This window comes from Synergistota bacterium (genome assembly GCA_021159885.1).
GTDB lineage: Bacteria > Synergistota > GBS-1 > GBS-1 > GBS-1 > AUK310.
Genome location: JAGHDO010000067.1, coordinates 37673 through 59254, shown reverse-complemented (window position 1 = coordinate 59254; position 21582 = coordinate 37673). Strand labels below are relative to the sequence as shown.

Below are 21582 nucleotides of genomic sequence, written 5' to 3'. Positions count from 1 at the left end.
TCTTTCGCTACCGAAGGTTGCTTCATATCCACTCCAGATCAAAATTAAAGCGGTGAGAGAAACGAGAATCATATATTCTGCGCTTCTCTCACCGCTGAAGAACTCCCATCCGTTTTCGAGCAGAAACCAGCTAATTGCTATCGTGGAGAAGAACATTAGACTCTCTCCACGGTTTTCGTAGCGACTATGTTAGCACCCGTTCCTGCAACGTTTTCTATTAGGATATCTCCCACCTTAATCGGGGCTTTAACACACGCTTTCTTTATTTCCTTCATGACATCAAATATTTTATCCTTTGGGATTGGTCTATCTACCTTCACGCTCACTAAGGGTAGCTCTCCTCCCTCAACGAGTATGCTTGAAGCTATAGTTCTCTTCGGGAAAAAGATCTCATTCTTCGCGTATTCTTTTCCCTTGGGGCATATAGCATTTTCAACTTCCATGCTGTCCGGATTTCCTTCTTCATAGCGGACGAGCAGATTGCATCCATTGGGACAGAGTATGCATATCATTTCTCTCTCTTTCTTCATTCTACCATCACCTCTAAACTGCTTGCATCTTTCATTTCATCTGCTTTTACACGTATGTTTTCCATAACCGCGGGATGAAGGTTTATAACGCGTCTTCTCTTTATAATCCTATTTCCATCTCTTACAATGATATACCTGTTTCTTGAGGGTTCGCTAACTCTAAAGAGAAAGTTAACGTCTATCTTTCTCGAAACTTTGTGTGGCAGAACGTATCTAACTCCTGCGCCTGCTTTTACATCTATCCAACTGTCAACTTTTGGGAGGTTCCCCTCGAGATACTTCTTGGCAAATTCTGCTACAAGCTCTCCCTCCATAGATGCCATATCTGCGAGGTCGTGAACATGAAGCACGTTTCCCGCTGCAAATATGCCCTCTATGTTGGTTTGATAGGTATCGTTTACGATCGGTCCTCCGGTTACAGGGTGAAGCGCCACCCCAGCTTCCCGCGACAGCTCGTTTTCAGGTATCAAGCCTACTGAGAGGAGAAGGGTGTCGCACTTCACAAATTTTTCACTTCCGGGTATTGGTTTTCCCTCATCATCTAACCTTACGTATTCTACACCTTCAATCCTTCTCTTTCCGTAAACTTTTTTAACGGTGGTTTTCAGGTAGAGAGGGATGTCGTAATCTTCAAGGCACTGTACGATATTCCTTGGAAGTCCACTCGAGTAAGGGAGCTTTTCAAGTACCATAAGGACTCGTGCTCCTTCAAGAACGAGTCTTCTTGCCATTATAAGTCCTACATCTCCAGAGCCAAGAATGACTACCTCATTTCCAACCATGTAGTTATCTATGTTCATAAGCCTTTGGGCAACTCCAGCTGTATAGATTCCAGCAGGACGTGTTCCTGCAAGCCAGATGGCTCCGGCCGTTCTTTCCCTGCATCCCATGGCCAAGACCACTGCTTTTGCCCTTATTTTTTCTCTTCCCCAAGGACCGCTTAAGATCATGCTCTTGTCAGGGAAAAGATTTACTACCATCGTGTCAGAAAGTATCTCAACATCCAGTTTGTAAAGCTTTTCAAGATAGCGCTCTATGTATTCTGGTCCCGTGAGAGTTTCCTTAAAGTTATGAAGTCCAAAGCCGTCATGAATACACTGGTTCAAAATACCACCGAGTTTTCTTTCCCTCTCTATCAGAAGGACATCATTGATGCCTATTTCCTTAAGCTTTGTTGCGCAAGCTAAGCCCGCCGGCCCCGCTCCTATTATCACAACATCTCTCTCAGTCATTTTCTCTCATCCTCCCCGAAAAGAGCCAGGAGCCCTCTTTGTGAAGCTGAAAATCCTCCGGTTTATAGCCATATTCTTTTTCGAGAATTTCTATTATTTTAGGCAGACAGTAGCCTCCCTGACATCTTCCCATCATGGCTCTTGTCCTAAACTTTATACTTGCCAGCGTTTTGGCTCCTAAGGGGTTTTCTATGGCTTCTATTATCTCCCTTCGGGTGATTTTTTCACACCTGCAGATGATCTCTCCCCAGTCTGGATCCTCGCCTGCCTTTTTCTCCCTTTCTTCCTCGCTCAATTCCTCAAATCGCTCTCCTCTTAGATATCTGGGTTCGAAATTCTCCTTGGGAGTGAGTTTTTCTTTCTTCTCTATTATTCCCCGCACCATTTTGGCTATTGCAGGCGCTGCGGTTAACCCGGGAGATTCTATTCCTATCAGGTTTATAAATCTGGGAATGGATTCTTCCTCCTTTATCACGAAATCAAAGAAGCGCGTATCTCCGGGGGGAACCGGCTTTGCCCTTATCCCTGAAAATGTTCTTATAACATCGCTTCTTTTGAAGTAGGGCCAAAGCTTATATCCCTCTTCATACAGCTTATTCATGACTTCAGGAGTGCTTTCATAATCTTCTGGATCCTCGATATATTCTGCGGAAGGTCCTACGAGGATAGGTCCCTCTGGGGTAGGTGTAAGGTGAACTCCCAGGTGCCCGCCTACCTTCTTTGCAGGAACGGGATAGATCGGCATCTTAAGAAGAGGAGCTAAGATTTTATCAAGGAGTAGGTATTCTCCCCTGCATGGGTATATCCTATAGTCGTTTATTCCAACCATTTTGGAAAAGTCAGCAGAGTGAACGCCCGTTGCATTTATGAGCCATTTACACTCGTATTTGTTTCCGTTTTCGTCTTTGAGCTTGAAAATGCCGTTTTCCTTTTCAACCTTCCTTATTTCACAGTTAAGGAAGTATTTTACGCCGTTGTAGTGTGCGGTTTCCGCAAGCGCTATGGTGAGAAGATAGGGGGAGAATATCGCGGTTGCTGGAGAGTACATACAGGCTATTGCTCCTTTGACACCAGGGCATATTTTTTCGACATTTTCATTCTCTCTTATTATCTCTAATCCCTCAACTCCGTTAGCTTCACCACGCTCCTTAAGCTTATGAAGCTCCTCAACCTCTTCCTCATCGAAGGCAACGAGCACTTTTCCCGTTGCTTTAAAGGGCACCTTAAGGAGCCTGATCCATTCCCTCATGATTTTGTTTCCCTCCACGCAGAGCCTTGCCTTTAGTGAACCAGGCTGATAGTAAAATCCCGCGTGAAGAACTCCGCTATTCCTTCCGCTTGTTCCAAAGCACACATCTGGTTCTTTCTCAAAAACAGCAATTTTCAGATTATATCTTGACAGTTCATATGCTATTGCGGATCCTATAACTCCTCCCCCGACTATTCCTATATCAAACACGTTTTCACCTCCCGGCGCGATTATAGTAATACCCCGCTCAGAGTTAGTATACTGAGTATATTAGGATTGTCAAGAGGCGCGGGGCAAATTGAAAACTATATCAGTAGATGTTTTTGGGGGAGGGAGTAAGGGGTACTATATGTTGTCATTTCTATTCTGAGAGGATTACTTATATATTTTATTCTTCTGTTCTCTATTATGAAGGGTCTATCATGTCCAGGAACTATTATATCTGCTAGTTTGGTAATGATTTCATAGTTCCTAATAGAACTTTTTGGATCATAGAAAGAAGGCGGAGGAGTCTTATGAACTAAGTCCCACGCATTTTTAAGAGCGTCGCCTGTGAAAATGATGTTTTTATCATCTTTATCTTTTGCTATAATGCCAGCGCTGCCAGGCGTGTGTCCCGGCAGCGCTATAACTTTCACTCCTTCTTCTATTTCTTCGTTTTCTTTTACAAGTTGGAATCTGTTCTTTTTATACTGGTACTCTATGAATGTCAGTGGGATAAATGGATCATCGTGCTTTTTAAATTCCCCAGATAATGCATAAATAAGCTCTTTTTCAAGTAACATAATTTTGGCTTTCTCAAAAATTTCTATATTTATACAATGATCAAAATGAAGGTGTGTAAGGAAAATGATTTCTATATCTTCTGGTAAAATGCCTGCTTTCTCTAAGCTTGAAAGAAGCAGCTTTCTATCGCTGTAGGAACCTGTGTCAATTAAAATACAACTCTTTTTGCATTTTAACAGTGATACTGTACACCATCCTAATGCTCCTCGATTAGAATTGATCGGTACTCCGCGAAGAATTATTTTGTAAATCATGATTAGGTTATCGAGTTAAACATATTTTATAAGTTCATGAAATCTGTTTATCCTCTGCTTGGGTGGAGGAGGAGATAAAAGCGTGGTTACCACGAAAGCAATTCCTCCAACCATTAATCCCCAAAGTACGTTATATATTCCAAGAGGGAAAGGCCAGGCTAACCATGTTAGTATAGATGTTGTTCCGGAAGTTATCATGCTTGCGTAAGCTGAAATTTTGCCAGCACGGGGCCAGAATAGAACCCCTAATAAAGGATACATGTATCCAGATATGCATATGGCTGTTCCTGCGGTTGATATAGGTACGATCAAGCCTGGTCTAAGTAAAGCAATGAAAAGCACTGTTAATCCAAGAACTAAGACTATAGCTCTTCCATAGAAAGTTTCTTTTGTGGGAGAGAGCTTTTTACGGCTGGGATTCTGAATGAGATCTCTTAGCACTAATGAGGACGTTGTAAGAAGCTGGCTATTGAGCGTTGAAGTTCCAGCAGCAAAAGCTCCTCCTACTACTAATGCTGCTATGTATGGAGGCAGATATTTTGCTGAGAATAATATGGTTATAGAGTCGGTTGCCTTGCCTTTTATGCCTGGGATTAAGATAGTACATGCAATGCCGAGAAGAAAAACAGGAATGGTTTGCACCCACCCGCTTAATATGGAAGAGGCTATGGTAACCTTGCTTATTGTTCTTGGATCTTTAGCCATCATTAGCCTTTGAAACATATGGGGGAGAAGAACTGCGAACCCCCATGTTAGAACGAAGCCGATCCACATGCCGAATTTTATTTTTCCTGGCTTGAGAAGAGCAGGATTATTCTGCGATACCTTTCTAAAAACGCCTTCAAATCCTCCTCCTAAATGCATTGCATATAAAGCTATTCCAAGCATAACGGATAGGAAAAAGATTCCTTGAAATGTGTCTGTCCATACCACGGATCTCACGCCTGCCATTGCTATTACAAGAACCATGAAGACGAAAGTGATAGTTACCCCTGTCGAAAATGAAATGGCTCCGTTTGTGAATGTTTCTATGGCAATGCCCCCACCCATAAGCTGAACCGATATGTAAGGTAATAAAGCTAAGATTCCCATTATAGATGCTATTATGCCCAGCCATTTCGATTCATAATAATCATTTATAAGCTCTGAATATGTTATGTAGCCATACTTTTTCCCAAGGAGCCAAACTTTGGTCCCTATAAACCATACCATTAAAGGCCATGTTAAATTCCATAAGAGCATCATGGAAACAAACGATAATCCTGCTCTATAGTTTCCTCCAACAGCACCTAAGAAAGTCCATAGGCTCGCATACGTTGCTATTAAAGTCCCGGATAAGACAATGGTACCAAGGCCTCTGCTTCCTAAGTAGTAGTCTTCCGCTGTTGCTTTGGTACGTTTATAACCTATAAATCCTATTGCTAAAACTACGGCCATGTAGGATCCAACTACCGCTATAAGCCATCCAATAGAGGACATTTTTTTACCCTCCTTTCTTTTCAAGTTCTTCAAGCAGCTTAAAAGCTTTTTTGTAGAAAGGAGGGGAAAACACTTTTACCACGATTATTGCATTTACTACTCCCCATACTCCCATGCATAGCATAAAGAAGATTGAAAAGGGGAAAGGCCCAACATATGGAGTTATGGAATTTCCTATTACCCCTGCCCCTTGCAAAGAGAAGAGGATGAACCATAGTACGAGGATTCCTATAACTGACTTTTTCATATTTTTCCTATTCTCTGCCATCTCCCTCACTCCCTTTGTTTATTATTGAGCTGAGTATACCTAGTTTACTATCTATAAAGAGTATATACTTCTGGTCTTTATTTGTCAATATCGTGAATCCGCTTTTATATAGCTGAAAAAACGAAGTAAAGTAAGGGGAGGATGTATACTTGGCAAACCTATTGACACTACATTGTCTACCGGGTATACTTAGGATACCTAATATCCTATATTTTGCGGAGGTGAGAAAGATGGACGGACGGAAGCTGATAGCAGTGGTAGTGATGTTATGTTTTCTTGCTTTTCCGCTAATGGCCTTTGCTCGCACGATTCAGCTTGGATACGTTACGGCGGCGGTTAAAACTGATCCCTATTGTATAGCTGCTACTAAGTTCGCTGAGCTCGTTGAAAAATATACGGGAGGGAAAATTAAGGTTCAGCTTTTCCCGAGCGGGCAGCTTGGGAATGAGAGGCAGATGATAGAAGGCATAAGGATGGGTACGCAAGACATGGGTTTAATCACCAACGCTCCCGTTGGAGCTTTCGTTTCCACATTTATGGTGCTTGATCTTCCGTTTATATTCCCGAGTGCCGAGATAGCTCACAAGGTTTTAGATGGTTCCACGGGTAGGATGCTCTTAAGCAAGCTCGATAAGATTCATATTAAGGGATTGGCTTTTGCTGAGGGAGGCTTCAGGCACATGATAAATAACGTTCGTCCTATATACTCGCCTAAGGATCTCAAGGGGTTAAAGTTCAGAGTCATGAAGACTCCTATCTATATAGGGTTGTTCCGCGCGCTTGGCGCGAACGCCGTGCCAATTCCATGGGGAGAAGCGTTTACGGCGGTCCAGCAAGGCGTTGTTGATGGCCTTGAGATACCGATTTCGGTGATATGGGCTAATAAGTTTTATGAGGTTACTAAGTATCTCTCTTTAACTGGGCATACCTACTCTCCGCTTATCTTTATGGTTTCTGGGATGGTGTGGAATACGCTTTCTCCTGAGGAAAAGAAAGTCTTTCAAAAGGCTGCGCTTGAGGCTGCCAGATATGAGAGGGCGCGCTTGAGTGAAATAGAGGGGGATCTTCTTAAGAAGCTTGCGGGTAAGGGTATGAAGATAAATGAGGTTCCCGACAAAAAGCCGTTCCAGAAAGCGGTAAGACCACTTTATAAGGAGTTCGAGGGCAAAATAGGCAAAGATGTTCTCAATGCGGTCCTAAAAGCTGTTGAGAAGGAGTCGAAGTGAGGAAAATAAGCGCTTGGATATATAAAGCTTTGGAAATAGCGGGAGGGCTCCTTATAGGAGCTCTCGTGATTCTCATAGGAATAGAGGTCTTCTTTAGGTACGTTGTTGGAAATGCTCTTTCTTGGCCTGAGGAAGTCTGTGGCTTTATATTCGTTTGGGCTACGATGATAGGTGCGGTCTTGTGCGCTAAGGCAGATTCTCACGCTGCAGTTACCGTTGTGTTAAATCTATTTCCAGTGCGGCTTCGTAAGCTCATAAGGATTTCTCTACAGATTATAGTGCTCGTTTATGGCTACTTGATGATAACTCAGGGTGTTAAAATAATGTCTTTGTTTGGTTTTGAGAAGTCTCCCGCTGCGGGGATAAGTCTGGTTTGGGAGTATTCCTCAATTCCCGTGGCGGGGGTCCTTCTTATATTTTATGCCTCGCTTAAGATATTTGCTACCTTAGTAGGTGATGAGAAATGAACGTTGGAATAGTCCTCTTGGTTACCCTTGCCCTTCTAATTGCTTTGGGGCTTCCTATAGCCTTTTCCATAGGTATCTCCAGTATAGTTGCCTTGATTATGATGGGAAAAGCCTTAATGGTTTTCCCTCAGTTTTTAGTGGCTGGGACGGATAAATTTGCTCTTCTTGCTATCCCCTTTTTTATCCTTGTTGGAGCAATAATGGAAAAAAGCAGAATTTCTGACGCTCTTATAGAGCTTGCTTCCAAGTTGGTTGGCTTCATAGTTGGAGGGCTTGCTATGGTTACTGTTGTTGCCTCAATGTTTTTCGCAGCGGTTTCGGGGTCAGGTCCCGCTACCGTCGCGGCTATAGGTTCTATTATGATACCGGAGATGAAAAGAAGAGGGTATAGCATAGACTTCGCTGCGGGTATAGCGGCTTCTGCTGGAGCACTTGGACCAATTATACCTCCCAGTATCCCGATGATAGTTTTCGGAGTTATAGCTCAGGTTTCTATAACTAAGCTGTTTTTAACCGGTGTTGGAGCGGGTTTGCTTTTAGGAGGGCTTTTAATAATAACATCGTTTATAAAAGCCAAGAGGGAAAATGTCCCAAAATTTGGCAGGGTTCCCTCGGGCATTGAGGTTCTGAGGGCTCTCTGGAATGCGAAGTTTGCTCTTGGGGCTCCTTTAATAATACTGGGTGGGATTTATGGAGGGGTTTTCACTCCGTCAGAGGCAGGAGCTATAGGCTGTATATACTGCATGATAGTTGGTTTTTGTATAACAAAGGAGCTTACCTTAGGTAAGCTCATGGAATGTCTTATATCTACCGCAAAGCTCTCTGCCATAATCATGTTCATAATAGCAAATGCTGCAATCTTCGGATGGATAATGGCAAGCGCTCGAGTTCCAGTAGCTGTTTCTCAGTTCATGCTCAATCTCTGCCAAGGTAGCAGGGTTCTATTTTTGATACTTGTTAATGTGCTTCTTCTCTTGGTTGGTGCGGTTATGGATACCGTTGCAGCTCAGATTATTCTTGTTCCAGTGCTTCTTCCCGCCGCTATGAAGCTTGGAATAGATCCTATACATTTTGGCTGTATAGTTGTCGTTAATCTCGTTATAGGGTATATGACTCCTCCGCTGGGCTATAATCTTTATGTTGCTGCTCCGCTTTCAGGCTTGAATCTTGAGAGAACGAGCAAGGCCGTTGTTCCCTTTCTTATCGCTTCTATAATAGGGCTTTTTCTCCTTTCCTATATTCCATCTATACCGCTCTTTTTCCCAAAACTTCTCATGAGGTAGGGGGGTGACTTTTCTTGCTTGAAGGTGCTATAGATATGCACGTTCACACATCTCCAGATATTGTTCCGAGAAAACTTTCTGATTTGGAGCTTGTTAGAGCTGCGGAAAAGGCTGGTATGGCAGGTGTGCTTTTGAAGAATCACTTCGAACCTACTGTATCGAGGGCAATTATAGTTCAGAAGCTCGTGCGGAAGACAAAAGTTTATGGTGGAATCGTTTTGAATAACAGTGTTGGTGGCTTAAACCCCGAAGCGGTTGAGGTTGCTTTGAAACTTGGGGCTAAAGAGGTGTGGATGCCTACCGTTGATGCGGTTAATCACCTTGAAAAGGAGGGTAAACCTTCTTATGAAGGCATAACTATATTACGAGAAGATGGTAGATTGAAAGATGAGGTTTATGACATTTTGGATATGATTTCTAAAGGCGCCGCTATTTTGGGAACGGGTCATCTTTCGCTCAGAGAGATTTTAATTTTAATAGAGGAGGCTTTAAGAAGAGGGGTTCAAAAGATATTGGTTACTCATCCTGAGTTTTGGATAACGAGAGTGCCCCTTGATATTCAAAAGGAGCTTTCCAAAAGAGGTGTTTATTTTGAAAGGTGCTTCTATGTTGCAACGATTTCCGGTAAGAATGGGGTTCCTGTGAGGGATATAGCATGCGCTATAAAATTTGTGGGAGTCCAAAGCACGATTATATCTTCCGATCTCGGTCAGGTTTATAACCCTGACCCAATTTCTGGATTAGGAAGCTATGTAAGGGAATTGATGAAAGCTGGTATAATGGAGAGTGAAATAGACATAATGTTAAAGATGAATCCGAGGGAGTTACTGCTCTAATGAGTGCGTTCAGAACGAGAAGGGTTTATGAAGAGGTTGCAGAGGAGATAAAGAGCTGGATACTGGAAGGCAGGCTTAAGCCTGGTGAAAGGCTTCCTTCCGAGGAAGAGCTTTTAAGGAGGTTCGGCGTTAGCAGGGCTTCCTTGAGGGAAGCTTTCAGGCTTCTTGAGTCAATGGGATTGGTTGAAACCGTGCTTGGTAGGGGACGGTTTGTGAGATCTATTCCGTATATGGATAAGGATAGCCCTAAGATTTTTTATGAAACCATAGTTGCGCGAGAGCTTCTTGAGCCATCCATAACGAGGTATGCTGCAAGAAGCGCTACTCAGGAAGATGTTGAACGTATAAGAAGGGTCATAGAGAGAGTGGAGGGTAAGAAGGATATAAGGATGAGTGAGCTTATAAAGTATGATCAGGATTTTCACCTCGAGGTTGCTAAGGCAACGCATAACTTTCTGCTTATAAATATAACGATGGATTATCTTAACATAATAAAGGGCTTAAGGGAAAGCACCCTTAAAGTTCCCGGTAGAAAGGAAAAATCCTTTAAGGAGCATAAAAGAATTTATGAGGCTATAGCCCGTAGGGATGAGGAGGAGGCTTATAAGGCAGATCTTGAACATGTAAGGAATATAAGGAAGATAATAGAAAAGTTATATGGTATTTAGAACATCAGCTTACTTGAAAATTATCTGAAAGGATATTAAAATAAGTTCTGAAAAGGAAGAAGATCGATAGTGGAAGGAGTGAAATTGCTTTTTGTCCTCCGTGAGCGATATGGATACCTCCCCAGAGGCGGAGTTAATTGAGATCTTAGGGATTGGGCTTTTGAAGCTTGATGAGATTGGTTTAATCCTCTTTATAAATGATTCAGGAGCTTACCTCCTCGGTTTCGATTCTCCGCGGGAGATAGCAGGGAAAAGGTATATATGGGAATTCTTTTGGAAGGAAAAAGATATTGAGGAAAGAAAGGCCTTCTACGGAAAGCTCCTTGATATAGCAGAGGCGGAGGGGGATCTTTTTGATTTCGCATGTATCTTCTCATCTAAAAAAGGAAGCGATTTTTGCGGAATTTTAAGAGGTAAAGTCCTTCGCGATGAGCATCAGCGGAGATTTCTATCGGGAGCGATTTTTAAGCTTTCTAAGGAAGAAGAGATCTATATGAGGGTTTTTAGAGGGCTCCCAACCGCTATATTCGAGATAGAGGGGGAAAGTAAACTTGTTTTTATAAACGAGTTTGGAGCACGGGAACTTTTTGGGTGTTCTGCTAAGGACATGATAGGTAAAGATGTACGTGACTTTTACGCTGATAGGGATTTTGCTAAGAAGATTACTGGAGAGATAGTTAAGATTCTTTCAAGAGAAGGAAAATTGAGAATGGATAGACTACTTCTCAGGAGGGCTGATGGTGAGTTTTTCTGGGTAACATCTCTTGTTAAAGGCATTTATGATAAAGATGGGAAGCTTATCGGCAGAGAGGGTATGCTCATTAAGGTGGGAGATTATGAAGCTTCGCAGGGGAGCGCTCTTTTCGAACACTACAGGGGGCTTCTTAGAACTATTGGACATGATATTAGGTCTCTTTCCTCTTCTATCATCGGTTTTTTAAGCGTTCTTAGGGATACTGAGCTCGATGAGTTTCAGAGAGATTTGGTTGATAAGGCCTTTTCCGGTGCTCAGCATCTAACAGAGCTTCTTGATAATCTCTTGAGCTCTTTTAGCCTTCAGAGTGGAAAAATGGAGCTTATAGAAACCCCGTTTGATCTTAAGGAGGCGCTTGAGGAAGTTGCGGTGCTTATTTCTCCTCGCTTGAGGGAGGGAGTAGAGCTTCGAGTAAAGGTTAGGAAATTGCCCTATCGCTTGGTGGGCGATTCATATAAGCTGAAGCAGATTGTGTTAAATCTGCTTAGCAACTCCGCTAAGTTTACCGAAAGCGGATTTGTAGAGCTTGCAATCGATGAGATTTTAGATGAGGGAAATAGCGTTAGGGTTCTGATACATGTGAAGGATACGGGACCAGGGATTCCGGAGGACAAGAGAGAAGAGATATTTATGCCATTTAGTCGTCTTTCTTCCTCGCATGAGGGGACGGGCTTAGGGCTTTATATATCCAAAAGCATGGCGCTTCTTATGGGAGGAGATATTTGGCTTGGGGATTCTAAGGAAGGCGCGATATTCTATCTTCGTCTTCCCTTCAAGAAGGAGAAGAGTGTGATATAATTTTCATTAGCCCTCATCTAAGTTTACCGTTCTCCCCGACGATGGGCTTGGTTGGGGGCGATTAAAATTTGAAGGAGGGGGTTACTATGTCTTTAAGCAAGGAGGAAAAGGAGAGCATAATAAAGGAGTATAGGATTCACGAAAGCGATACTGGTTCACCCGAGGTTCAGGTGGCCTTGTTGACGGCGAGAATCAGGCATTTAACAGAGCACCTAAAACAGCATCCTAAGGATTTTCACTCAAGAAGGGGTCTTTTTAAGATGGTTGGTAAGAGGCGTAGGCTTCTTGCCTATCTGAAGGACAAGGATCCGCGGAGGTATTTTGAGCTTATAAGGCGTCTTGGCCTCAGGAGGTAGTTTCAAGATGGTGGAGATAGTAGAGGGAGATGTAGGGGGGCGAGAGCTCTCCTTTGAGGTTGGTAGAGTTGCCCGGCAGGCTCATGGAGCTACCCTCGTTAGATATGGTGGTACGGTAGTTCTCGTTACCGCTGTGATATCTGAGGAGGTTAGAGAAGGTATAGACTTTCTTCCGCTCCTTGTTGATTACGAGGAGCGTTTCTATGCTGCCGGGAAGATTCCTGGGGGGTTTTTCAAGCGTGAGGGGAGACCCAGTGAGAACGCCATCCTGAGTGCTCGTTTGGTCGACCGTTCCATAAGGCCTCTCTTTCCAAGGGGATTCAGAAATGATGTACATGTTGTCGTTACGGTTTTGTCATACGATCAGCTTAATCAGCCGGAAATACTTGCCATAAACGGTGCTTCTCTTGCTTTGAGTATATCTGAGATTCCCTTTGATGGTCCCGTTGCTGCTGTAAGGGTTGGCTATATAGACGGGGAGTTTATAGTTAACCCGACCGAGCCGGAGCTTGAAACCAGTGAGCTTGATCTTGTGGTAGCTGGGACTAAGGATGCTATAGTCATGGTTGAATCTGGGGCACGGGAGATACCTGAGAAGGTCATGGTGGAGGCGATGGCGTTTGCACATGAACATATCAGGAAGATCATAGAGATACAGGAAAGACTTATCGAAAGACTTGGTAAGGAGAAGATAAGGCTTGAGCCTCCCGAGAAGAATGAAGAGCTCTCTCGCATAATAAGGGAACGCTGGACTCAGGCTATTAGAGAAGCCTTAAACATTAGAACTAAGATAGAGAGGAATGCTGCTCTCAAGAAGATAGAAAAGGAGATATATACCGAGCTTGGAGAGGAATTCCTTGGGTATGAGTTTCAGATGAAGGAAGAGTTTGAGGCGTTGCTTCATGAAACCGTGAGAAGAATGATAGTTGAGGAGGGAGTAAGGGCTGACGGTAGAGGTTGGAAGGATATAAGACCCATAACCTGCGAGGTGGGGGTGCTTCCGAGGACGCATGGATCTGCCCTTTTCACGAGAGGTGAGACGCAGGCTCTCGTTATAACTACGATCGGTGTAGTAGGAGACGAACAGATAATAGATGGTCTTGGCGAGGAGGAAGCCAAAAGATTTATGCTTCACTATAATTTCCCACCTTATAGCGTTAGAGAGGTTAGGCCCATGAGGGGCCCTGGAAGAAGAGAAATAGGGCATGGAGCATTAGCCGAGCGTGCTCTTAAGGCGGTTATACCATCGGAAGATGACTTTCCCTATACCATACGGGTAGTTTCGGAGATCCTTTCGTCAAATGGTTCAACATCAATGGCGACCGTATGTGGTGGGACTCTCTCTCTTATGGATGCAGGTGTTCCTATAAGGTCGCCCGTTGCTGGAATAGCCATGGGATTGATAAAGGAGGGAGATAAAATAGTGGTTTTAAGTGATATCCTTGGACTTGAGGATCATCACGGGGATATGGACTTTAAGGTCGCTGGTACGGAGAAGGGAATAACCGCCCTTCAGATGGATCTTAAGGTGAAGGGGATATCCTTTGATACGCTTGAGGCGGCTCTTGAGCAGGCGCGTGAGGGAAGGCTTTATATCCTCGGTAAGATGAGAGAGGCCATTTCCGAACCTCGACCATCGCTTTCGCCTTATGCTCCAAGGATAATGGTTGCGGAGATAAACCCGGATAAGATTCACGAGGTTATAGGTCCGGGTGGGAAGATAATAAGGGATATAATAAGAAAAACGGGTGCCAAGATAGATATAGAAGAGGATGGAAAGGTTTACATATCCTCTCCGACTGAGGAAAGTGGGCTTAAAGCTCTTGAGATGATAAAGAATATAGCTCGTGAGGTTAAAGAGGGAGATGTATTTAAGGGTAAGGTTACAAGAGTTACGAAGTTCGGTGCTTTCGTTGAGATATGGCCTGGTAAGATAGGTCTGGTTCATATATCTGAGCTTTCTGATAGGAAGATAAGGAGCGTTGAAGATGTGGTTAAGGTTGGGGATGAGATAGAGGTGATGGTTATAGGTGTAGATAGCCTTGGAAGAATAAGCTTAAGCCGTAGAAAGGTCCTTGAATCGTCCAAAACTAAAAAGCCCCCTTTTAAGAGGCAGGGTGGATACAGGAGGATCTGATGCATGAGAGAGAATAGAGTAGTTCTCAGGATTAAAAGGGAGGGGGAAGATATCCCTCTCCCTTCTTATATTACGGAAGGTTCCTCGGGTTTGGATCTTAGGGCAGGGGAGGATGTGGTAATTCCTCCCGGTGAGTGGAGAGCTGTTTCAACGGGTTTGAGAATATCCTTGCCTTCTGGCTACGAGGTTCAAATTAGGCCGAGAAGCGGTCTCGCCTTGAAATATGGGGTAACGGTTTTAAACGCGCCGGGTACAGTAGATTCGGATTACCGGGGAGTAATAAAGGTCATTCTGATAAATCATGGTAGGAAAGCTTTTTGGATAAGAAAGGGTGATAGGATAGCTCAAATGGTTATAGTGAAGGTAGAGCACGCTGAGGTTAAGGAGGTGGATCTTCTTGATGAGACTCAACGGGGAGAGGGGGGATTCGGACACACTGGTTTAAGATGACTGGAAAGCTTTTGCTTGTGCCCCTTGGGGGATTGGGCGAAATCGGTAAGAATATGATGTTTCTTCAGTATGAAGATAGCATAATGGTTATAGATGCGGGCTTGGCTTTTCCAGATGAAGACATGCCAGGCGTAGATCTGGTTATCCCCGATATAAGCTATCTTCTTGAAAATAGAGATAAGGTCCTTGGAATAGTTCTGACTCATGGGCATGAGGACCATGTAGGGGCACTTCCTTATGTGCTTAAGGATCTGGATGTCCCCGTGTACGGGACTCCATTAACTCTCGCGGTAGTAGAGAGCAAGCTTAAAGAGGGTTTTGATTTTAAAAAGAGAATCATAAGGGCGAAGGAGAGGTTTACATTGGGACCTTTTGAGGTTGAGTTCTTGAGGGTATGTCATAGCATAGCCGATGGGGTTGGTTTAGCGATAAAAACCCCTGTTGGTCTTATTCTTCATACGGGGGATTTTAAGCTTGATCAGACTCCTGTCGATGGGAGGATAACCGATTACAGAAGATTTGCAGAGCTCGGCGATGAGGGGGTTCTTCTGCTTCTTTCCGATAGCACTAATGCCGAACATGAGGGTTATACGCCTTCTGAGAGGGAGGTTGGGATAGCCTTTGATGAGCTGTTTATGCGCGAGAGAGAGAGAAGGATAATCGTCGCAACGTTTTCTTCGAATATTCATAGGATTCAGCAGGTTATGGAAGCAGCCTCAAGGCATGGTAGGAAGGTTGCCATAGTGGGAAAAAGTATGCTGAAACTCGTGGAGCTTGCCAAAAGCCTTGGCTATCTCAATTTTTCAGAAGATATGCTGATTACGCCGGAAGAAGTAGAGATGTGTTTTCCCCATGAGGTCGTTGTGATAACTACGGGAAGTCAGGGAGAACCTCTCTCAGGCTTGAGTCTCATGGCTTCCGGGGAGCACAAATACGTTAAGATAACCTCGGACGATGTGGTGATTATTTCTGCGCTTCCTATCCCGGGTAATGAGAGGTTAGTGGCAAGAACGGTAAATCAGCTCTTTCAAAGAGGGGCGGAAGTGCTTTATGAGCCTTACAGGCAGGTCCACGTTTCAGGGCATGCGAGCAGGGAGGAGCTCAAGCTGATGCTTAACTTCACGCGCCCTAAGTATTTCGTTCCAATTCATGGTGAGTATAGGCACCTCGTTAGGCATGCTCAGCTTGCTCAGGATGTCGGGCTTCCCAGAGATGATATATTTATCCTGAGAAATGGCGATGTGCTTGAGCTTTCAAGTGAGGGGGCAAAAATAAGAGGTAGGATTCAAACGGGAGCGATCCTCATAGATGGTCTTGGCATTGGGGATGTGGGGAATGAGGTTTTGAGAGAAAGAAAGAGGTTATCTCGGGATGGCATAGTTGCCGTCTCGATAGTTATGGGGGAAGAGGGGCTCTTGTGTGAGCCGAGGATAGAATCACAGGGCTTTATATATGAGAGGGAGTGGGATGGCTTGATGGATGAGGCTAAGGATAGGGTTTCCAAGCTTGTTAGCACACTTCAAGGTATGAGCGATTCAACTCTTGAGGGAAAGGTAGTCGAGGCGTTGAGGTCTCTTTTCTTTGAGAGAACGGGAAGATACCCCGTTATAATTCCGATGCTCATAAGAGTACCCGGAAGATGACTGCACTTGAAGGTTTCATTCTTGGAGCAGTGCAAGGATTAACGGAGTTTCTTCCTATAAGTAGCTCTGGGCATCTCGTTATTCTTGAAAAACTTTGGGGGATAGGAGAAGATATTCTCTTTTTCAACGTTTCTCTTCATGCAGCGAGCCTGCTTGCGCTCTTTATCGTTTTTAGAAGAACCGTTTTGAGTCTCTTAAAGGGGTTTTTCTTTGAGGGGGGATACTATGGAAGGCTTTCGTGGGTGATAGTTTTTGCTCTCATTCCCACGGGCATAATAGGAATTACTCTTGAAAAGAGGATTGAGCTTCTTGGGATGAGGGAGATAGGTGTAATGTACCTCATAACTGCCTTTTTCCTCTTCTCGATGAGATATCTTGGAGGCTTAAGGGATTTAAGAAGCGTGGGTTTAAGAGATGGGGTTTTTATAGGAATAGCGCAGGGAATAGGCGTTCTACCTGGGATATCCAGATCTGGTATAACTATTTTCGCTGGTTCCTATCTTGGTTTAGATAGGGATAGTGCTATTAGATTCTCGTTTCTTCTCGCTATTCCAACCATAGGGGGGGCTTTTCTGCTTGAGCTTAAAGATGCATTTCTAACCTCTGGTAGATTTGTGTTTTTTTCGAAGCCCCTTCTCATTGGCTTTTTAAGCTCTTTTATCTTTAGCTTGCTTGCTATAGAGATCCTTCTTAGGACTCTTGTGCAGAGAAAGATTCATTGGTTTTCTCTTTATTGCTTGTTTCTCGGGGTGATACTTCTTTTAATAAGATGAGGTTAATTCTCGCTTCGTCATCTCCGAGAAGACAGGATCTCTTAAGGATGATAGGGTTGCGTTTTGATGTGATTCCTCCTTCAGATGTGGAGGAAAAGTTTGATTTGGGAGAAAGTCCGGAGAATCTCGCTATTAAGCTCGCGCTTCTTAAGGCGGAAAGCGTGGCTGAGAAGTTTCTCCCCTTTCTCGGTAAAAACGAAAGAGCCTTGGTTATAGGGGCTGATACGTTGGTTGAACTTGATGGAGAACTTCTCGGAAAACCTGCTTCGTGGGAAGATGCCTTTTACATGCTTGAGCTTCTTCAAGGGAAAACGCACAGAGTTTTAACCGGCTTAGGGGTTGTTGAGCTTCCCTCTTTGAATAAGGAAAGTGCTTGTGAAATAACGCTTGTCAGCTTTTCTCCCCTTTCACGTGAGGAGATAGAGCTTTATCTTAGAAGCGGTGAGTGGAGTGGTAAGGCAGGAGCTTATGCTATTCAGGGGAGGGCTTCTCTTTTTGTAGAGCGGATAGAGGGATGCTATTTTAACGTTGTTGGCTTGCCCTTGGGCCTTTTAAGAAGAACCTTGCTTAAGTTTGGAGTGGATATTCTTGCTTTTGGGGGTGGAGGCGCGTGAAGAGATACAGGATTTCGCGTAAAGTCTTGATGGCTCTTTTTTTAGCAGGACTTGCTGCAAGCTTTTATTTGCTTTATCTTAGAGTGTCTGCGGAAATCGGAAATAGGGTCTTTTCCGCTTCTCTCGATATGGAGGAACTTAAAACGGTTTCGCTGATAGAAGGGGTTCCTCTCAGGAAAGTTATAAATGACTTTAGGAAAAGTGGGGCTAACGCTGTTTCCGTGTATGCTTTCACGCTTGAAACGCTGGAAAGGGAAGGCAAGGCTATCATATTTCCGGGATACGAGGGAGTTAATTACGCTTGGCTAAAGGGGGAGTTTAATCCATCTTTTACCTATGCGGTTTTCAAAGATGGGAAGCTGGCTAAGGAAGTAGCCTCCGCTCTTTGCTCTGCTCTTGGCAGAAAGAGGGTATCGCTTAAGCTTTATGGAAATCACATACTTATAGAGGTTAAAAAGGATCTCGAAACTTTGCTTGAGATCCCGCTGGGATTCTCGCGGGAGGAGATCGATCTTCTTAAGGGAGCGGGATTTAAGATTTTTCTTCGGATAAAGAATTTTAGAGAAGTCAATCGTGCTTATATAAGATATATATTTGATCAGATGGATAAACTCGGAAGCGAGAAAATAGTTATATTCGAGGGGGAAGAGGTTCTCGGGTATCCTCTCTTTATAGATGATGTGGCAGAGGAGATGAAAAAAAGAGGCTATCTCATGGGGGTCGTTGAATTTGCCAAGCAGTCTGGGAAGGAAAGCCTTGCTCTTAAGGTATTTCCTCGCCTGCTCCTCGTTCATAGTATAGATCCTAATGAAATGCTTACTTATACGGAGGGTAAGGCTGTTTCAAGATATTTAAGAGCTGTAAAGGAAAGAAGTATGAGAGTCCTTTATTTAAGATTTTTCCTTAATCGGCCTGGCGATCTTATAAGAGAAAACATTCGGTACGTTTCAACCGTTATAGCTGATGTAAAGGGTATTGGTTTCAAGCTTGGTGTGCCGAAGCCGCTACCATTCTGGTGGATTCCAATACCGGTACTGCTGGTTATTCTACTCGGGGTAGCCTCACTGACGGTTATCCTTATAGATCTGTGGAGACCCTTAAGCGATCACTACAAGCTCGTGTTTCTGGCTCTTATAACGCTAATTTATGTTAACTTTTATCTTGAAAGAACTCTTATTTTTGGAAATATATGTCTCGCTTTTATGGTTTCAATAGTTTTCCCGGTATGGGGGATGTCCTTACTTCTTAAGAGAATGAAAAAAGTTTCCTTAGAGCACAGGGTTGGATCCTATGTAAAGGGATTCACCGAATTGAGCTTTTATCCACTCTTGGCGTCGCTATCCGCTGCCGTTTACATTGGAGGAGTACTGGGTGAGCCGCTTTTCATGACCAAGCTTCTTCAGTTTAAGGGGGTTAAGCTGGCGTATCTCTTACCGCTTTTAATTTCAGGGCTATTGGCTTTCTATAGTGAAGGAAGGAAGCTAAGGGATTTCCTCAAGGAACCTTTGCTCAAGGAGGAGTTTCTCGTTTTCTTGGTTCTAATTGCCGTTTTGGGAGTATATCTTCTAAGAAGCGGAAATTTCCCGTTGCTTAGGCCAGCTTTGGTCGAGAGGGAAGCAAGAAGCTTTCTTGAGAGTCTGCTTTATGCACGTCCGAGATTTAAAGAATTCCTGATAGGTTATCCCGCAATTGCTCTCTTCATATTCCTCAGCTATAGAGGATTTCTTTGGAGGTATAGACCGCTCGTTTTTATGTTCGGAGCTATGGCACCTGTTTCAGTTATAAATACGTTCTGTCATATTCATACGCCGGTTCTGTTCTCGCTTTTAAGGACGCTTAACGGTTTCATTCTTGGTTGGTTTCTCAGCGTGGTTGTGCTCTTCTTCCTCTATTTTATTCCACGGGCTTGGGAGATATTAAGAGGAGAATGAGAGTTTTTATATCAGGTTATTACGGCTTCGGGAATCTCGGGGATGAAATGCTTCTCGATGCTCTTAAGAAACTGCTTTTACTTGTGGGTGTTGGAAGGGAGGATCTGATTGTCTTATCGGCTTCTCCTCAAAAGACGTATGAGGAACACGGTCTCCCCTCCATGCGGAGGGGAGACCTTTTAGCTATCTTTAAGACCATACGTAAGAATGATCTATTGATAAGTGGTCCAGGCGGGTTGTTTCAGGATATAACAGGTCCCTTTACTCCAGCGTTCTATGCCACTCATCTTTTTCTCGCTTGGATTAAAGGAGCGAAGATCTGGGTTTATGGTCAGAGCTTAGGTCCCATAAAAAGGAAGATAAACATGGCTCTTCTTAAGCTCGCTCTGGAGAGGGCTTCTCTTATAACCTTGAGGGATAGCGGGATGAAGAGCATCGTTCCGAAGGAGAAGCTCTGCTTTACACCAGATCCTGCCTTTTCTCTTGAGTTTTCTCACGCTCATCAGGAAAGAAAGGGAATATGCTTTGTCTTTAGGCAGTGGAAATGGAATTTAGAGGAAATCATTCAGGAGGCTTTAAAGCTTGGTCATCCCTTGACCTTGGTTTCATTTCAGCCCTCCGTTGAAAGAGAGGTGGGTTTAAGGCTCTCCCGGAGATATAATTTGCCGTTTGTGATGCTCGACAACTGGCTTGAGGCTTGTGAGCTCATTTCCTCGTTTGAGGTGGTCATTGGAATGAGGCTTCACTCGCTTGTGATCTCCGCTATAACTTCTACTCCATTTATAGGCATAGGTTATGATCCAAAGGTTAAAAACTTATGTATACCTCTTGGTATGCCATGTATCGATCTTAAGGGGGTGGACTTTCTCTATAGATATACGAATGATCTCATGGTAAAATGGAATGAGATATCAAACGAGCTTAGGGAGAAAGTAGAGCTCCTGAGAGAGAAGGTGAGAGTGGTTTTTAAGGAATGTTGGAATCTTCTCTTGGAAGGGGGAAGCACAAGAGAATGAGAAAGCCGTCTGTCGAACTTATAGAGAAGCTCAGGGATATAGCAAAAGAGGTTAGACGCGATGTGGTTAAGATGACGGGCATTGCGGGGTCGGGACATCCTGGAGGCTCGTTGTCTGCGGTTGAAATTCTCGTTTCCCTTTATTTTGCGAGAATGAGGCATAATCCTAAGGATCCTTATTGGCCTGAGAGGGATAGGTTTGTTCTATCGAAAGGGCACGCGGCTCCCGCACTATATTCCATTTTGTCGCTTTGTGGGTACTTCCCCCGGGAGGAGCTCTGGACCCTTAGAAAGGTGGGATCTCGCCTCCAGGGACATCCTTCAAGGCTTGACACTCCCGGCGTTGAGGCTTCCACGGGTTCCTTGGGAATAGGCTTTGGTATAGCTCAAGGTATGGCAATAGCTGGGAAGCTTGATAGGAAAGATTACAGGGTTTTCGTTCTGCTGGGCGATGGGGAAATAGAGGAAGGAATGGTTTGGGAAGTTGCAATGTCCTCTGCTCATTATCATCTTGATAATTTCACCGCGATACTTGACTATAACGGGTTGCAGATAGATGGTTCGGTTCATGAGGTTATGTCTCCCTATCCCATAGCTTCCAAGTGGAGAGCTTTTGGGTGGGAGGTTTTTGAGGTAGATGGGCATGATTTTTACCAAATACTCGAGGCTTTCGATAGGGTCGAGGAAATTAGAGGGGCTCCCTCAATCATTATAGCCCACACCGTTAAGGGGAAAGGGGTATCTTTTATGGAGAATAATGTAGCATTTCATGGAAAAGCGCCTAAACCTGAGGAAGTTGAAATTGCGCTTAGAGAGCTTGGGGAGGAATAGCA

At 43.9% G+C, this 21582-nt stretch carries 21 protein-coding genes; 15 read left to right on the top strand and 6 right to left on the bottom strand.

Annotated elements, in window-relative coordinates:
- Positions 1-155: 155 nt before the first annotated feature.
- From J7M13_06530 to J7M13_06505, 6 genes are all read right to left on the bottom strand, one after another.
- Positions 156-530 carry a DUF1667 domain-containing protein gene (locus J7M13_06530; GenBank protein MCD6363637.1) on the bottom strand — a complete coding sequence of 125 codons (375 nt, stop codon included), beginning with the start codon at positions 528-530 and terminating at the stop codon, positions 156-158.
- Entirely contained in the window at positions 527-1762 is a 1236-nt protein-coding gene (locus tag J7M13_06525; protein MCD6363636.1) for an FAD-dependent oxidoreductase, read from the bottom strand. The genes J7M13_06530 and J7M13_06525 overlap by 4 nt, the downstream gene beginning before the upstream one ends.
- Positions 1755-3242 (bottom strand): NAD(P)/FAD-dependent oxidoreductase, encoded by a 1488-nt coding sequence (locus J7M13_06520; GenBank protein ID MCD6363635.1) that lies wholly within the window; start codon positions 3240-3242, stop codon positions 1755-1757. Before J7M13_06520 ends, J7M13_06525 begins: the two co-directional genes overlap by 8 nt.
- 74 nt (positions 3243-3316) lie before the next feature.
- Complete coding sequence (locus J7M13_06515; GenBank protein MCD6363634.1) at positions 3317-4051, bottom strand: MBL fold metallo-hydrolase; 735 nt, start codon at positions 4049-4051, stop codon at positions 3317-3319.
- Between the two features lie 15 nt (positions 4052-4066).
- The gene (locus J7M13_06510) at positions 4067-5530 is read right to left on the bottom strand and encodes a sodium:solute symporter family protein (GenBank protein ID MCD6363633.1); all 1464 of its coding nucleotides are present in this window, start codon (positions 5528-5530) and stop codon (positions 4067-4069) included.
- Positions 5531-5534: 4 nt separating this feature from the next.
- Positions 5535-5798 (bottom strand): hypothetical protein, encoded by a 264-nt coding sequence (locus J7M13_06505; protein ID MCD6363632.1) that lies wholly within the window; start codon positions 5796-5798, stop codon positions 5535-5537.
- Positions 5799-6028: 230 nt separating this feature from the next.
- On the opposite strand from J7M13_06505, the gene J7M13_06500 reads away from it, so the two are divergent.
- From J7M13_06500 to J7M13_06430, 15 genes are all read left to right on the top strand, one after another.
- Entirely contained in the window at positions 6029-7024 is a 996-nt protein-coding gene (locus tag J7M13_06500; GenBank protein ID MCD6363631.1) for a DctP family TRAP transporter solute-binding subunit, read from the top strand.
- Positions 7021-7491 (top strand): TRAP transporter small permease, encoded by a 471-nt coding sequence (locus tag J7M13_06495; protein ID MCD6363630.1) that lies wholly within the window; start codon positions 7021-7023, stop codon positions 7489-7491. Before J7M13_06500 ends, J7M13_06495 begins: the two co-directional genes overlap by 4 nt.
- Positions 7488-8774 carry a TRAP transporter large permease gene (locus J7M13_06490; protein ID MCD6363629.1) on the top strand — a complete coding sequence of 429 codons (1287 nt, stop codon included), beginning with the start codon at positions 7488-7490 and terminating at the stop codon, positions 8772-8774. The genes J7M13_06495 and J7M13_06490 overlap by 4 nt, the downstream gene beginning before the upstream one ends.
- 14 nt (positions 8775-8788) lie before the next feature.
- A complete protein-coding gene (locus J7M13_06485; GenBank protein MCD6363628.1) occupies positions 8789-9610 on the top strand; it encodes a hypothetical protein in 822 nt (273 codons plus the stop codon).
- Positions 9610-10278 carry a FadR family transcriptional regulator gene (locus J7M13_06480; protein MCD6363627.1) on the top strand — a complete coding sequence of 223 codons (669 nt, stop codon included), beginning with the start codon at positions 9610-9612 and terminating at the stop codon, positions 10276-10278. The genes J7M13_06485 and J7M13_06480 overlap by 1 nt, the downstream gene beginning before the upstream one ends.
- A 91-nt stretch (positions 10279-10369) precedes the next feature.
- Positions 10370-11830: a PAS domain-containing sensor histidine kinase gene (locus J7M13_06475; GenBank protein ID MCD6363626.1), complete on the top strand. Its 1461-nt coding sequence runs from the start codon at positions 10370-10372 to the stop codon at positions 11828-11830.
- A gap of 86 nt (positions 11831-11916) precedes the next feature.
- Positions 11917-12186, top strand: a complete 270-nt coding sequence (gene rpsO, locus J7M13_06470) for a 30S ribosomal protein S15 (protein MCD6363625.1) — start codon at positions 11917-11919, stop codon at positions 12184-12186.
- Positions 12187-12193: 7 nt separating this feature from the next.
- A complete protein-coding gene (locus J7M13_06465; GenBank protein MCD6363624.1) occupies positions 12194-14323 on the top strand; it encodes a polyribonucleotide nucleotidyltransferase in 2130 nt (709 codons plus the stop codon).
- A gap of 3 nt (positions 14324-14326) precedes the next feature.
- A complete protein-coding gene (dut, locus tag J7M13_06460; protein ID MCD6363623.1) occupies positions 14327-14773 on the top strand; it encodes a dUTP diphosphatase in 447 nt (148 codons plus the stop codon).
- Complete coding sequence (locus J7M13_06455) at positions 14770-16416, top strand: ribonuclease J (GenBank protein ID MCD6363622.1); 1647 nt, start codon at positions 14770-14772, stop codon at positions 16414-16416. Before dut ends, J7M13_06455 begins: the two co-directional genes overlap by 4 nt.
- Positions 16413-17189 carry an undecaprenyl-diphosphate phosphatase gene (locus J7M13_06450; protein ID MCD6363621.1) on the top strand — a complete coding sequence of 259 codons (777 nt, stop codon included), beginning with the start codon at positions 16413-16415 and terminating at the stop codon, positions 17187-17189. Before J7M13_06455 ends, J7M13_06450 begins: the two co-directional genes overlap by 4 nt.
- Positions 17186-17803 carry a septum formation protein Maf gene (maf, locus tag J7M13_06445; GenBank protein ID MCD6363620.1) on the top strand — a complete coding sequence of 206 codons (618 nt, stop codon included), beginning with the start codon at positions 17186-17188 and terminating at the stop codon, positions 17801-17803. Before J7M13_06450 ends, maf begins: the two co-directional genes overlap by 4 nt.
- Positions 17800-19734, top strand: a complete 1935-nt coding sequence (locus tag J7M13_06440; protein MCD6363619.1) for a hypothetical protein — start codon at positions 17800-17802, stop codon at positions 19732-19734. Before maf ends, J7M13_06440 begins: the two co-directional genes overlap by 4 nt.
- Positions 19731-20750, top strand: a complete 1020-nt coding sequence (locus J7M13_06435) for a polysaccharide pyruvyl transferase family protein (protein MCD6363618.1) — start codon at positions 19731-19733, stop codon at positions 20748-20750. The genes J7M13_06440 and J7M13_06435 overlap by 4 nt, the downstream gene beginning before the upstream one ends.
- Positions 20747-21580 carry a transketolase gene (locus J7M13_06430; protein ID MCD6363617.1) on the top strand — a complete coding sequence of 278 codons (834 nt, stop codon included), beginning with the start codon at positions 20747-20749 and terminating at the stop codon, positions 21578-21580. The genes J7M13_06435 and J7M13_06430 overlap by 4 nt, the downstream gene beginning before the upstream one ends.
- Positions 21581-21582: the final 2 nt, after the last annotated feature.